Origin of the sequence: Bacteroides sp. D22 (assembly GCF_000163675.1) — a bacterium.
In the GTDB taxonomy this organism is placed as follows: domain Bacteria; phylum Bacteroidota; class Bacteroidia; order Bacteroidales; family Bacteroidaceae; genus Bacteroides; species Bacteroides xylanisolvens.
This window is the reverse complement of the sequence record NZ_GG774812.1, coordinates 137,784-152,314: the sequence shown is the minus strand read 5'-3', so window position 1 is coordinate 152,314 and position 14,531 is coordinate 137,784. Positions and strand designations below refer to the sequence as shown.

Genomic DNA, 14,531 nt, shown 5'->3' with positions numbered 1-14,531 from the left:
GGACTTTCCTTCATTTCGGCCTCCGTTGAGGGAGCACCCAGAACCTGAACAGGAATTATCTTCTTGCGGGTATCCGTGTACCATTTGGCAAATAGGTTATAAGGCACTTTGTTAGACATACAAAATTTCTCAATAGAAACACCCGCAGGGATCCCTTCCAATTTATAGCGCAAAAATAGACGCTCAAAATCATTGTAACTATACATAAACTTGGATTTTGATTTAACGAAAGCAAAGATCTGGATTTTATATCGGTTATACTATACGGCATTTTTGGACGCTAACAAACGTTGGATTTAACTGTTAGTATATACCAACTCTATATTCTGAGGTGTGAAATTATTTTCAAACTATGAATACAAAAATAAAACGAGGACTTAAAGCGGACAAGAGCCATACAATGAGTGCTCACACAATTTCCACAAAAGTTCTTTTTTAGATTGTCCCATAATATTTAGCATACCATTCAGCAAATCTTCTCAATCCATCTCTCAAGTTTGTGCTTGGTTTAAATCCAAAATCTTGCTCTAAAGGTGTTGTATCTGCATACGTTACTGGTACATCACCTGGTTGCATCGGAACGAGTTCCTTATGAGCCTCAAAATCATAATCGGCAGGGAGAACTCTAGCGGTAATTAGTTCTTCTTCAAGGATAGTCACAAAATCCAGCAGATTCTCTGGCGAGTTATTGCCAATGTTATATACTTTATATGGAGGAATTGGCAATCCATCCTCACCGTTCTGTTTTTCCGGAGCGTGTTGCATAACACGTACTACTCCCTCCACAATATCATCCACATAGGTAAAATCACGCTTGCAATTACCATAATTGAAAATTTTGATAGTTTCGCCTTTTACAAGCTTGTCGGTGAACCCGATATACGCCATATCTGGACGACCTGCAGGACCATAAACCGTAAAGAAACGCAAGCCTGTTGATGGAATATTGTAGAGTTTTGAGTATGCGTGAGCCATTAACTCATTACTCTTCTTTGTTGCCGCATAAAGGCTAACTGGGTTATCAACCTTGTCATCAGTTGAATACGGAACTTTCTTGTTACTGCCGTATACGGATGATGAAGAGGCATAAACCAAGTGCTCCACCTCATAATAACGGCAGGCTTCAAGGATATTATAGAAACCGATAAGATTACTTTGGACATAGGCATCAGGATTGGTGATACTGTAACGGACGCCCGCCTGGGCCGCAAGATTTACGACAACGGAAATTCTGTCTTCAGAGAAAATTCTTTCTACCGCATCCTTATCGGCAATCGAGGCACGGACAAAAGTCCAGTCACGGTTTAACAACTCTATTTCCTTGAGACGCTCATACTTGATATTGACATCGTAATAATCGGTGATGGAATCAACACCGATTACCCTGATATTTCGGAAATCATGGAAAAGGCGCATGACAAGATTGCTCCCAATAAAACCGGCAGCACCCGTTACAAGCACAGTCTTTCCGTCCAGCTCTACATTATATGGCAACATGGTCAGTCCCTTCTAAAAATGTCACGTGTATAAACCTTAGCTTCCACATCTTCCAGACTGTTGTCAAAACGGTTGGCTATGATAGCCTTGCTCTGCACCTTGAATCCAGCAAGATCGTTAACAACCCTGCTGCCGAAAAATGTAGTCCCGTCCTCAAGCGTGGGTTCATAGATGATCACTTCCGCACCCTTCGCCTTGATACGTTTCATTATACCTTGAATGGCGGACTGGCGGAAATTGTCAGAGTTCGATTTCATGGTCAGGCGGTATACGCCGATGACGCAAGTATGTTCCTTGGATGCGTCCCATTGTCCATTTCCCGTATAATAACCTGCCTTGCGGAGCACTGCATCAGCTATATAATCCTTACGGGTTTTGTTTGATTCCACGATTGCGGACATCATGTTCTGAGGAACATCCTGATAGTTGGCAAGGAGTTGTTTGGTATCTTTCGGCAGGCAGTAACCGCCATAACCGAATGAAGGATTATTATAATGTGTCCCAATACGGGGGTCAAGGCCTACGCCCTCAATGATCGCTTTGCTGTCCAATCCCTTTATTTCAGCGTATGTGTCAAGTTCGTTAAAGTAGCTGACACGGAGAGCCAGATAGGTGTTGGCGAAAAGCTTGACTGCTTCCGCCTCTTTTATGCCCATAAAGAGCGTGTCGATGTTTTCTTTGACAGCCCCTTCCTGCAAAAGGGCGGCAAATGTCCTAGCTGCTTCCTGTAACATAGTGACATCCGTGACAGACCGGATCGCCTTGTTTTCTTCAGCAAACTCCGGACCGTCAATGATCTTCGGATAACCTACGATGATACGGCTCGGGTAGAGATTGTCATAAAGGGCCTTGCTTTCACGAAGGAACTCCGGTGAAAACAGCAGGTTGAACTTCTTGACTCCTTTCTGGGCATATTTTACATAAAGGTTACGGGTATATCCCACCGGAATTGTCGATTTGATGACCATTACGGCATCGGGATTCACTTCAAGCACAAGATCGATAACTTCCTCCACACGACTCGTATCGAAATAATTCTTCACAGGATCGTAGTTTGTAGGAGCGGCTATTACCACAAAGTCGGCATCAGCATAGGCTAACCTCCCGTCCAAAGTGGCAACAAGATCAAGCGGCTTTTCAGCCAGATACTTCTCGATATAATCATCCTGGATAGGGGAAACCTTGTTGTTCAGTTTCTCCACCTTTTCCGGGATTACATCCACGGCAGTTACATGATGATGTTGTGATAGCAGTGTCGCTATGCTCAGTCCCACATAGCCGGTGCCGGCTACTGCGACCCGAATCTCTTTGAAATCACGCATATTATGTTTGATTTGGTTTTATCAATAGCAGTTTATATACCCTCCCGACTTGTATGCTTTTCTCCATAGCCATAACCGTAACGCTTGCCATAGCCATAATACTTGCCGTATTTACCATAACCATAATAATAGCCGTACTTCTTTTTCTGAAGATCCAAGCCGTTAATGGCGATACAGAGGTTAGGCAGTTTGTTGTTTTCCATAAGCTCATTGATCAAAGTAAACTCTGCCTTACGGGTATAATCAGCACGGCATACGTATACCGACAAATCAGCTGTGCGACCTATCAGCAAGGTATCAGTTACCATACCCACGGGGGCCGTATCCAGAATCACATAGTCAAAATTAGCCCTCAACGTTTCGATGGCTTTTTCCAAGCCGTCACGGGCCAACAGTTCCGTTGGATTGGGAGGAACTGATCCGCCCGGAAGAATAAACAGATTCTCGTTTATATCGGAAGGCTGTACTAAATCCATCAGATTCTTTGTCGGATTGGTCAGAAACTGGGTAATACCATGTTCCTTTTGGGAAATATTAAAAACCTTATTCAAGCCAGGCTTGCGAATGTCAAGACCAACTATCACAACTTTTTTACCTAACAAAGAAAGACTAATAGCCAAATTAGACGATACAAAAGACTTACCTTCACCACTGACGGTAGATGTCACCAGAATCACATTCTTGCCATTTTCAAGCATAAACTGAAGATTGGTACGGACATTACGGAATGTCTCGCTCATCAGGTTATTCTGATTCTCAAATACAGCTATAGAACCGGACTTTTCATCCGCCAACGGGATATCGCCAATAACAGGAAGAGAAGTTAGTTTTTCAACATCAGCACGGCCCTCAATCTTAAATTTGGTCAAGCCAATCAGATAAATGATACCTACCGGAAATCCTACTCCTAACACCAAGGCGGCAAGATAGATCATCATCCTCTTAGGAGAAACCGGATTGTCGTCTGCTAACGCTTCATCAATAATCTTGGCATTGTTTGCTGTAGCTGCCAAAGTGATGGCATTCTCTTCACGTTTTTGAAGTAACATCAAATAAAGGCCGGCCTTAATTTCCTGCTGCCGGGCGATACTTACGAACTGGCGTTCCTGGGTCGGAGCGTCATTAATACGACGGGAATAGCGGTTCGCCTCACGGGCAAGGTCTTCTTTGGTTATCTGCAACCCTTTCAATGTAGCATCCAGCGTAGCCTGTACATTGCTCCGCATCGCACGGATACTGGTATCCAAATTTATGATCGTCGGATTATTCTCGGTTGATGTACGCAGCAAGCGCTTTCTTTCAACCAACATCTCATTATATCTGTCTATTGCACCTGCTGATGCTGCATCCTGTAATCCAATATTACTTGGCAAGACCTCATATTCGTTACCTTGCATATAGCGTTGCAAATCCATCACCAAATTGATTTGAGTCTGGTTTTCCACACGCTTCTTTTCATATTCAGCATTACCGGTTAAGGCTATTTGAGCCTCACTGCTCAAATCTGTAATTCCGGCGCTACGCTTGAAATTCTCCAAGTCTTGTTCGGTACTTCCAAGTTCCTTGGAAATAATGCCGATACGGTCGTCGATGAATTCTGCGGTTTTCTGGGCTACCTCATTCTTGTCATTATTGGCATTGATATTGTACATCTCAAGGAGTTTGTTGATGAAGTCCCTGCCACGCCAGGTATTTGAGTTCTTCAACGAAAGAACAGCTACAGAAGTGGTTTTTGATGTAGGGGCTATCGACAAGGACTGGATATATCCTTTGGCCACAGACATCGGCCGGTTTATAAAAGCTTTTATATGACGCTCTTTACTTTCCTCCTTAGCCTGATTAACCGCCAATGTATCCTTGCTTTCAAAAAAGGCGACCGTCCCCTCATCCGTCGGAAAAACAGCTGGTAATTGTTCGAATTGTTTCCGATACTCTTTGTCTTTCACTGTTATCAACGCATCCATCCCACCATTGGGAAATAAAGTCATCTCCACTTCCATTGGTGCAGACAATTTTTCCGCCTCTTGTGGAGTCAAGCTCACCACTACGGGCGAGGTACGGTAAAGTTCCCTACTAGGAAACTCATCTTCATCCTTATAAGTCACAAACAGTCCCAGATTGTTGACCACTTCACGGGCAAGAGACTTTGATTTCAGCACCTCGATTTCATTGTCTACATTGTTCGACGAGGAAACGAAGCCGTCCAGTCCCATCTTTTCCAGTTCGGAGGACATGCTCGCACCACCGCCTTTCTTGTCATCCTTGATCAAGACTGTAGCGGATATATTATAGACAGGAGTGGCCAGACGCAGGTAACCCCATGCACAGGCGATACAGATTATTACAGAAACCACAAACCAGGGCCAGTGGATCAGGTAACGGAAAAGGATTTCCTGAATATTCACCAGCTCTTCCGGTTGCTCACCCCGGTTCTCTCTTTTTTCCTCAATCATATCTATATTACTATTTGAAGATTGTTACTAATAAACTTGCCAATGATACCAGAATAGAAGTAGCGGAGAACCACAAGCTAGTACTGTTACCTATATCGGAATTACGGGCTTTTGCTTTATTAGGAGTCACATAAACTATATCATTCTGCTGTAACCAATAATAAGGAGAAAGAATTGTCTCCGCCTTGTTTAAATCCAATGTCACAATTTCCTGTTTGCCATCAGCACCCTCACGAATCAGCTTGACATTGTCACGGACGCCCCAGACGGTCATATCCCCCGCCATAGCCAAGGCTTCTAGCAGGTTTACCTTCTCGTTACTGATGGTAAACGTACCCGGACGGGCTACTTCTCCCAATACGGAAATCTTGTAATTAACCATACGCACGGTGACGATCGGACTCTCCTTGATGTAAGGTTTCAGTTTTTCGACAATCAACTGCTCGGCCTCCTTCTTGGTCAGACCGCCCACTTTTAATTCGCCTAATACCGGAAAATTGATCTTTCCTTCATTATCCACCAGATAGGGCTGTAGGACAGGCTGAGCTGTCAACTGTGTATTCCCAATAGCCACACTGCCAGGACCCGCTACAGTCAAATTGAATGGAACTGCAAGTTCCGGACTAGTACACGACACCACGATAGTAAGTAAGTCTTTAGGCATTATCTTTGCATCATACAAATTTTCCTGTTGATTGATATCCTTTACAACTCCCGCATCCTGCAAATAAGGTACTTTCTTATAAGACTGACAGGAAGCAAGCAGAAATACCGCTATCAGGCAAGAAAACAGACTTTCATACAAGCTTCGTACATTCAAATGCGTGCGCAATGATTTATTCATATTAAATGATAATTTATTTATAGAATCTTTTGTTGATTATTTCCTATTTATTCTTTATCCAGTACTTCAAATCGCGGAGAATTTTTTGATTTGAACTCCGGAACTATTTTCTTCATCAACCGCACGGTATCCATGATCTTTACCGCACGCGACAACCTTTCAAACTCTGCATAAGTATCAAGAATATCAGTATATTCATACCGACGAACTTTGGCGATCATGATTTTCTTATTCTCTGTTGGGATCGTATTTTCTTTATCGCTCAAGACCTCTTCATAAAGCTTCTCACCCGGACGTAATCCCGTGAATTCTATTTTGATGTCTTCACCCGGACGATAGCCAGCCAATTCGATCATACGAGTCGCTAGATCAACGATCTTGACTGCTTTTCCCATCTCAAAAACAAAGATCTCATTGCCCTCACCCATTGTGGCGGCCTCCATTACCAAACGGCAAGCTTCGGGAATGGTCATGAAGAAACGAATAATATCGGGGTGAGTAACAGTCACCGGCCCACCATTCTCTATCTGTTCTTTAAAACGAGGAATGACAGAACCGTTACTACCCAATACATTACCAAAGCGAGTGGTGATAAATTTTGTATGACCTTTCACTTTTCCTTCACGGATAGCGCATCCCAGACTTTGAACATAGATTTCTGCCAAACGTTTGGAACAACCCATTACATTAGTAGGATTTACAGCTTTATCCGTAGACACCATAATCATTTTTTCTGCATCATATTCCACAGCCATGTCAGCCACCTGACGAGAACCGGTTACATTGACAAGCACAGCCTCACAAGGATTTTCCTCCATCAAAGGCACATGTTTATAAGCAGCAGCATGAAAAACAATTTGAGGATGATACAATTCGAATACCATACGAACGCGTTCCTTCACACGCACATCACCAATCACCGGAACAAAATCTATATTCGGATATTTTTTCTCAAATTCAAGACGGACATTATGCAAAGGTGTTTCTGCAGAGTCGAACATGATAAGTTTCTGAATTCCCATCTGCACTAATTGACGGCAAAGTTCACTGCCAATACTGCCTGCCGCACCAGTCACCAACACCACTTTTCCCCTGAATTCTTCTGCAACCTGACGAAGGTTGATATTAATTTCGGCACGACCCAACAAATCCTCAATCTTAATAGGACGTACCCACTGATGAAAGTTTCCGTCAGAGTCCGCTTCACTGATAGTAGGAGCTATCAATGTTTTAAGTTCATTGTTTTTACAATATTCCAAAAGTCGTTTTTCTTCCAGGCGGGTATCTTCATAACGGGCAAACAGAATCCCCTTAATTCCGCGCTTCCGCATGATATAATCAACATCCGATTCATTTTCAAAGTAATAAACGGGAAGATCTGCCAATCGGCGTCGGCTGTTATTTTTACCATATACATAAAAACCGGTTACTTTATAATGTGCACTATCCCTAAGACGTAACTTCAAGGCTACACTCTCTTCATTAGTACCATAAATAAGAATACGTGTGTTCTTTTTATTCACCCAATCCAATAAAAAATCATAGACGATTATCAATGATACACGGAAGGTTGTCAAGATCACTAAAGTCAATAAACCATCAAATAGAAGATAGGATATTTTATAATTATATGGCAATTGGGTCTCATATATAACTCCAAAAGAAATAATGACCAAACAGGTAATTTTAAATAAAACGGCACACATGATACGCCAAAGTTCACGTGCCTGTGAGAAACGAATTGTATTACGATAAGTATGGAATAATAAAGAGCCCGCAACACTTGCCACCAAAGAAACGCAAGCAAACTTACAAAGCATCCAGTCGGTCATTGGAACATGCGCCATATAATGAATTACCGCATAAGCGACCAACGAACATAATACAGAAATTGCCGTGTCAATACCTAAAATAACCCAATAACTGAAATAATTTTTGCGGGCATATTGCACTATGCCCTTCAATGTTTTTTCCATTATAGTATAAATGAATAAAATAATATTTCGAAATTTGATTTATCTAATTGATTACGATCAGTACAAGGACTATGACTACGATTTCCATGTTGGTGTAGCCCAACAGAGAATCCCTTCATCTTTCGATACGGACATACATTTCTACACTATATCTTTTGTAAAGATGTAATTCATAATACTTTATGGATTTTTATTTTTGAGAGAGGTCATCGATAAATATATCCACTGTTTGGTTACCGATGTCAGATAGACTGCCTGCTATTTTACAGACTTTCATTACATTTTTGCAGTAAAATCCCCATACCCCTATAAAATAGATTGATTACTCAATCACGTAAATCCCCATTTTCAGATACCGGCTCTACACACCCAGCCGGTATATCTACACATGCACACCCTAACATTGTCAATCGAACAGCAACTTTCGATTTCCCATTCACATGTACTAATTCCCCTTCCAATCCTGCCAATGGTCCCTTGATTACCCGTATTTTCTCTCCCGGAGCCAATGGCGATGTACTCATGCTAATCGTCTCATCCGAGTAGTCGAGCATAAACTTAAATCGCAACATTTGTTGATCAGGAATAACAGCCGGAGTACTCTCCCCACGTAATACCATGTAACGGCTGATAGAAGATAAAGTCAGGACTTCTTTTTGTTCTTGCAGATCAACGTGAACGAAAATCATCATCGGAAGCAGTACCCGGTCGACAATTTTACGGCGGTCGCTCCATTGATGAACTTCTTGTTGAATTGGAAGGAAATTTTCGATCCCCATTTTCGTAAGCCGCTCACCCGTTTTTTTCTCGTGACAAATACGTACGATTGCCACCAACCAACGTTTTGAGCGAGCTACGCTGCTGCCAATCACATCTGTTGGCAGAAGATTTCGATCGTCATTTTTCTTAATGATCATGTATTTTTACCCCTCATTTTTCCATACCCCTTAGGCAATGGATTGAATTCGGTGACAAAGATAGATAAAATTATAAATAGTAAACAAGAAAAAACGCTTTCTTTTTTTACACACAAATAGAAATATACAGTTAAGACTATCTTGGACGTGAAAAATCCGCTATCACATTGGTTCTATTTTACCACCCATATTTTATACAACATCCCTAAACAAATCAGGCGCGGAAATTCCGCGCCTGATTTCTATTCTTTCGATTTACTTACCACTTATAATTGATACCGAAGCTAAGCAATTCTTTCAACTGGAAGAAGCTGTCTCCTTCAGTCGGTTTCGAGCTATCGTCAAAACGGGTATGTATATAGAGCTTGGTAGAAAGATAACGGTTCAAAACGAAGTTGAATGTATTTTCCCATTCTACACGTGCCCAATGATAGTTGGTCAGATAATTGAGACGAGACTCTAAAGTTACTGCAGAGATGATGGTCCAGTTCAATGTGGATTGCAACTGGGAACCAAAGTCGTTTTTAGAGCATTTTCCTTTGTCTAAGCCAAACTTTGTTTCGTCTACTTCAGAATTACCGATATAACGCAAGTTATAAGTCAACGGCGCCATAAACACAGAAAGATTAAATTTCTTCTTACTCAATTTATAATCCATACCGACACTGACCGCCAAATCTGCCGGAGACATGAAAGATGAAACCAATTCTTCGCTGTTAGCTTTATATCCATTGAAAAACTGTGTCTTAAACTCGGACGAAATGGTATAATACCAATTCTTGAAAGCTCTCAAACCTAATTTATTATACAAACGAAATTGGTCTGTATTGAACAGATATTTATGGTATTCATCTGACGGAGTGGAAGTCATACCTACTTTAGCTTCCAGCTGGTTCTCAAACAGCACCTTTTCATTGTCATTATAGTTGGCAAAAATCTGAAAAGTGGCTAATCCGGAGAAGTTACTTTCACCTCCCTTATACCAGTTATCCGAAAGGTGGTTCTGGCTAATCTGCAACGATCCGTTACCTCCGGTCACCCACCAGTTCGGCCGACTAATCTTCATATTGGCTTTCCCTACATTATCATCCATATTTTCCGGTTGAAACAGATGAATAACGTTTGCTTTGGGAGATATTTTCGGCTTCACATCGTGACGGAATACATCACGACTCATGATGCGGTCTTCTGTAGTGACAACCAAGTTCGGACGTTCCAAATAAAGATCCATCAATGCACTGTTCACTATTTTCTCGGCACGCTGGGTTTTGGTAAATGCCAGGGTATCATAAGGCAGAAGTTCCGCTGTCAGTTGAGGAGTGGTGTCCCATTGCATAGGCTTCCATTCCAATTTCGAATATTGTGCCATCGGAGCATAATAATATGCCAATGGTGTGAACAGACGAAAATAATCGGGATCAGACGGAATATAACGTGGCGGCACAGACAGATCGTTCAAATAATCTAATTGCGCGACATACTTATTATATAAATAAGAAACGGTATCCAGTTTCGGAGTCGGCCCCGACATATTCAGTTTGAGCATCAAATATTTCTGAAGCTCCGCCGAAAGCGTATCTGCTTTCACGACTCTGGCTTTTGCCACAACTGTTGAAGATTTAACCGTTTTGGCAGGTTTAATCGCTTCAGGAGCAGGCTGCAGAGAGTCAGTCGGAAGTGGAGAGGGATCGACAGATTCCTGTGCAAAAAGCGATAACGATAAGATTGACAGAATAAACGCTGAACATAAAGTAGTAATTCTCATCATATTTGTCTATGGTTTAGAGTGCAAAGCTACATTATTTTGTTCAGAAATCATAGGATTCTTTTAAAATTGCATTTTTTAATAAAATTGTGGAGACGAAAGACTGTAATCTTCCTCTTTTTTTTATAATTTTGCGGTTTTTAAGTTCGTAAGAATACTACTAAGTAAACAATTATTAAAACAGTTATAGCTGTGGGAGAAACAAAGTATATTTTCGTCACCGGTGGTGTTGCCTCTTCTTTAGGAAAAGGGATCATCTCATCATCCATCGGTAAGTTGCTGCAAGCAAGAGGTTATAATGTAACCATCCAGAAGTTTGACCCGTATATCAACATCGACCCGGGAACATTGAATCCTTATGAGCACGGAGAGTGCTATGTAACCGTAGACGGACACGAAGCCGACCTCGACTTGGGACACTATGAGCGATTCCTGGGTATACAAACGACAAAGGCGAACAACATTACTACGGGACGTATCTACAAGAGCGTCATTGACAAGGAACGTCGTGGAGATTATCTGGGTAAAACGATCCAGGTGATTCCTCACATCACAGACGAGATCAAACGGAATGTTAAACTGCTTGGTAATAAATACAAGTTTGATTTTGTGATTACTGAAATCGGTGGTACGGTAGGTGACATCGAATCACTCCCCTACCTCGAAAGTATCCGTCAGTTGAAATGGGAACTCGGTAAGAACGCTCTTTGCGTACACTTGACCTATGTTCCTTATCTTGCTGCTGCCGGAGAATTGAAAACAAAACCGACGCAACATTCTGTAAAGGAACTCCAAAGTGTGGGTATTCAGCCGGATGTACTGGTACTGCGTGCCGAGCATCCGCTAAGTGACGGATTGCGTAAGAAAGTGGCACAATTCTGTAATGTAGACGATAAAGCCGTTGTGCAGTCTATCGACGCGGAAACAATTTACGAAGTACCTATCCTGATGCAAGCGCAAGGGCTGGACAGCACTATCCTCGAAAAGATGGGACTGCCGGTAGGAGAAACTCCGGGACTCGGTCCATGGCGTAAATTCCTGGAACGTCGTCACGCTGCAGAGACAAAAGAACCGATCAATATTGCACTAGTTGGAAAATACGATTTGCAGGATGCTTACAAATCTATCCGTGAAGCTTTATCGCAAGCGGGTACTTACAATGACCGCAAAGTGGAAGTTCATTTCGTAAACAGCGAGAAGCTGACAGACGAAAATGTATGTGAAGCTCTGAAAGGTATGGCGGGCGTAATGATTGGTCCGGGATTCGGTCAACGGGGTATCGACGGCAAGTTTGTCGCTATCAAATATACACGTACACATGACATTCCGACTTTCGGTATTTGTCTGGGTATGCAATGTATTGCTATTGAGTTTGCCCGCAACGTACTGGGATACACTGATGCCAACTCACGTGAAATGGATGAAAAGACTCCGCACAACGTGATTGATATCATGGAAGAACAAAAAGCAATCACCAATATGGGTGGTACGATGCGTCTGGGCGCTTACGAATGTGTATTGCAGAAAGGTTCGAAAGCATATCAGGCTTACGGACAGGAACATATTCAGGAACGTCACCGCCATCGCTATGAGTTCAACAATGATTATAAAGACCGATATGAAGCTGCCGGCATGAAATGTGTAGGTATCAACCCTGAATCGGATCTGGTAGAAATCGTTGAAATCCCGACTTTGAAATGGTTTGTCGGCACACAGTTCCATCCGGAATATGGCAGTACGGTACTGAACCCTCATCCGTTGTTCGTTGCATTTGTGAAAGCTGCCATCGAAAACGAAAAAGCAACGGTGAACGGCTAACGATACGTGGTAAACAACCGGTAGTTTGTAATTTATATAATTTGTAATTAAAATAAGAATGGATAAAAACACCATCACAGGTCTCGTTCTGATAGGTATATTATTGGTAGGATTCAGTTTTTTGAGCCGTCCAAGCGAGGAACAGATAGCTGCGCAAAAGAAATACTACGATTCTATTGCCGTGGTACAGCAGCAGGAGGAAGCGTTGAAGGCTAAAACGGAAGCTGCACTGGCTAACAGTCAAAAAGAGGTGGCATCGGCTGCCGATTCTTCTGCTTTGTTTTTCAATGCCTTGCATGGAACCGACTCTAAAATCAGCATCCAGAATAATGTAGCGGAAATCACTTTCACAACCAAAGGCGGACGTGTCTATTCAGCCATGCTGAAAGATTATATGGCACAAGACAAAAAGACGCCGGTCATGTTGTTCGACGGTGACGATGCTTCGATGAACTTCAACTTTTACAACAAGGCAGGAGCCATCCAGACCAAAGATTATTTCTTTGAAGCTGTGAACAAGACGGACAGTAGTGTTACAATGCGCCTGGCTGCGGATAGCGCAAGCTATATCGATTTCATCTATACGCTGAAACCGGATAGCTACCTGATGAACTTTGAAATCAAAGCGACAGGCATGGAAGACAAGTTGGCTAGTACTAAGTATGTGGACATCGACTGGTCACAACGTGCCCGCCAACTGGAAAAAGGATTCACTTATGAGAATCGTCTGTCGGAACTGACTTATAAAGTAACAGGTGACAATGTAGACAACTTGTCTGCTGCCAAAGATGACAGTCAGGATTTGCCGGGACGCATTGATTGGGTAGCTTTCAAGAATCAGTTCTTCTCGTCTGTATTTATCGCTGAACAGGATTTCGACAAGGTTTCCGTTAAGTCAAAAATGGAACAACAGGGAAGCGGATATATCAAAGATTATTCTGCTGAAATGAATACTTTCTTTGATCCGTCAGGCAAGGAACCGACAGAGATGTACTTCTACTTCGGTCCGAACCACTTTAAGACGCTGAAAGCGCTGGATAAAGGCCGCGACGAGAAATGGGAACTTCACAGACTGGTTTATCTGGGCTGGCCGTTGATTCGCTGGATTAACCAGTTTATCACAATCAACGTATTCGACTGGTTATCCGGTTGGGGATTGAGCATGGGTATCGTACTGTTGATTCTGACCATCATGGTGAAAGTCGTGGTTTATCCGGCTACCTGGAAAACGTACATGTCTTCTGCCAAGATGCGTGTATTGAAACCGAAAATTGACGAAATCAGCAAGAAATATCCGAAGCAGGAAGATGCAATGAAGAAACAGCAGGAGGTGATGGGTCTTTACAGCCAGTACGGGGTAAGCCCGATGGGCGGCTGTCTGCCGATGTTATTGCAGTTCCCTATCCTGATGGCTTTGTTTATGTTCGTGCCGAGTGCTATCGAGCTGCGTCAACAGAGTTTCTTATGGGCAGACGACCTTTCTACTTATGACGCTATCATCACATTCCCATTCCATATTCCGTTCCTGGGCAACCACCTTAGCTTGTTCTGCTTGCTGATGACGGTGACAAACATCTTGAACACGAAGTACACGATGTCTATGCAGGATACCGGAGCGCAACCACAAATGGCGGCAATGAAATGGATGATGTATCTGATGCCGATTATGTTCTTGTTTGTCTTGAACGACTATCCGTCAGGTTTGAACTATTACTACTTCGTGTCAACGCTGATTAGCGTGGGTACTATGATTCTGCTTCGTAAAACGACCGACGAAACTAAATTGTTGGCTATTCTTGAAGCGAAAAAGAAGGACCCGAAACAAATGAAAAAGACCGGATTTGCTGCTCGCCTGGAAGCGATGCAAAAGCAACAAGAGCTACTGCAACAGCAAAGACAGAATAAAAAATAAGGAATTATTCCTGAATCATATTCTAAG

The 14,531-nt window shown here is 42.5% G+C and carries 9 protein-coding genes; 2 read left to right on the top strand and 7 right to left on the bottom strand.

Annotation, left to right across the window (positions count from 1 at the left end):
* Positions 1-435: 435 nt before the first annotated feature.
* The 7 genes from HMPREF0106_RS07990 to HMPREF0106_RS08020 form a co-directional block, all read right to left on the bottom strand.
* Positions 436-1,497: an NAD-dependent epimerase/dehydratase family protein gene (locus tag HMPREF0106_RS07990; protein ID WP_032851509.1), complete on the bottom strand. Its 1,062-nt coding sequence runs from the start codon at positions 1,495-1,497 to the stop codon at positions 436-438.
* A gap of 2 nt (positions 1,498-1,499) precedes the next feature.
* Entirely contained in the window at positions 1,500-2,819 is a 1,320-nt protein-coding gene (locus HMPREF0106_RS07995) for a UDP binding domain-containing protein (RefSeq protein WP_009040520.1), read from the bottom strand.
* A gap of 32 nt (positions 2,820-2,851) precedes the next feature.
* Entirely contained in the window at positions 2,852-5,272 is a 2,421-nt protein-coding gene (locus HMPREF0106_RS08000) for a GumC family protein (protein WP_008643792.1), read from the bottom strand.
* Between the two features lie 10 nt (positions 5,273-5,282).
* Positions 5,283-6,116: a polysaccharide biosynthesis/export family protein gene (locus HMPREF0106_RS08005; RefSeq protein WP_008643793.1), complete on the bottom strand. Its 834-nt coding sequence runs from the start codon at positions 6,114-6,116 to the stop codon at positions 5,283-5,285.
* Positions 6,117-6,163: 47 nt separating this feature from the next.
* Complete coding sequence (locus tag HMPREF0106_RS08010) at positions 6,164-8,092, bottom strand: polysaccharide biosynthesis protein (protein ID WP_009040519.1); 1,929 nt, start codon at positions 8,090-8,092, stop codon at positions 6,164-6,166.
* Positions 8,093-8,418: 326 nt separating this feature from the next.
* A complete protein-coding gene (locus HMPREF0106_RS08015) occupies positions 8,419-9,009 on the bottom strand; it encodes a UpxY family transcription antiterminator (protein WP_004299971.1) in 591 nt (196 codons plus the stop codon).
* Positions 9,010-9,268: 259 nt separating this feature from the next.
* Positions 9,269-10,777 carry a DUF3078 domain-containing protein gene (locus tag HMPREF0106_RS08020; RefSeq protein ID WP_004299972.1) on the bottom strand — a complete coding sequence of 503 codons (1,509 nt, stop codon included), beginning with the start codon at positions 10,775-10,777 and terminating at the stop codon, positions 9,269-9,271.
* A 189-nt stretch (positions 10,778-10,966) separates the two neighbouring features.
* Between HMPREF0106_RS08020 and HMPREF0106_RS08025 the strand changes: the two genes are divergently transcribed.
* Positions 10,967-12,592, top strand: coding sequence for a CTP synthase (locus HMPREF0106_RS08025; protein WP_004325728.1), 1,626 nt, complete (start codon positions 10,967-10,969; stop codon positions 12,590-12,592).
* 58 nt (positions 12,593-12,650) lie between these two features.
* Complete coding sequence (yidC, locus tag HMPREF0106_RS08030) at positions 12,651-14,504, top strand: membrane protein insertase YidC (RefSeq protein WP_009040517.1); 1,854 nt, start codon at positions 12,651-12,653, stop codon at positions 14,502-14,504.
* Positions 14,505-14,531: the final 27 nt, after the last annotated feature.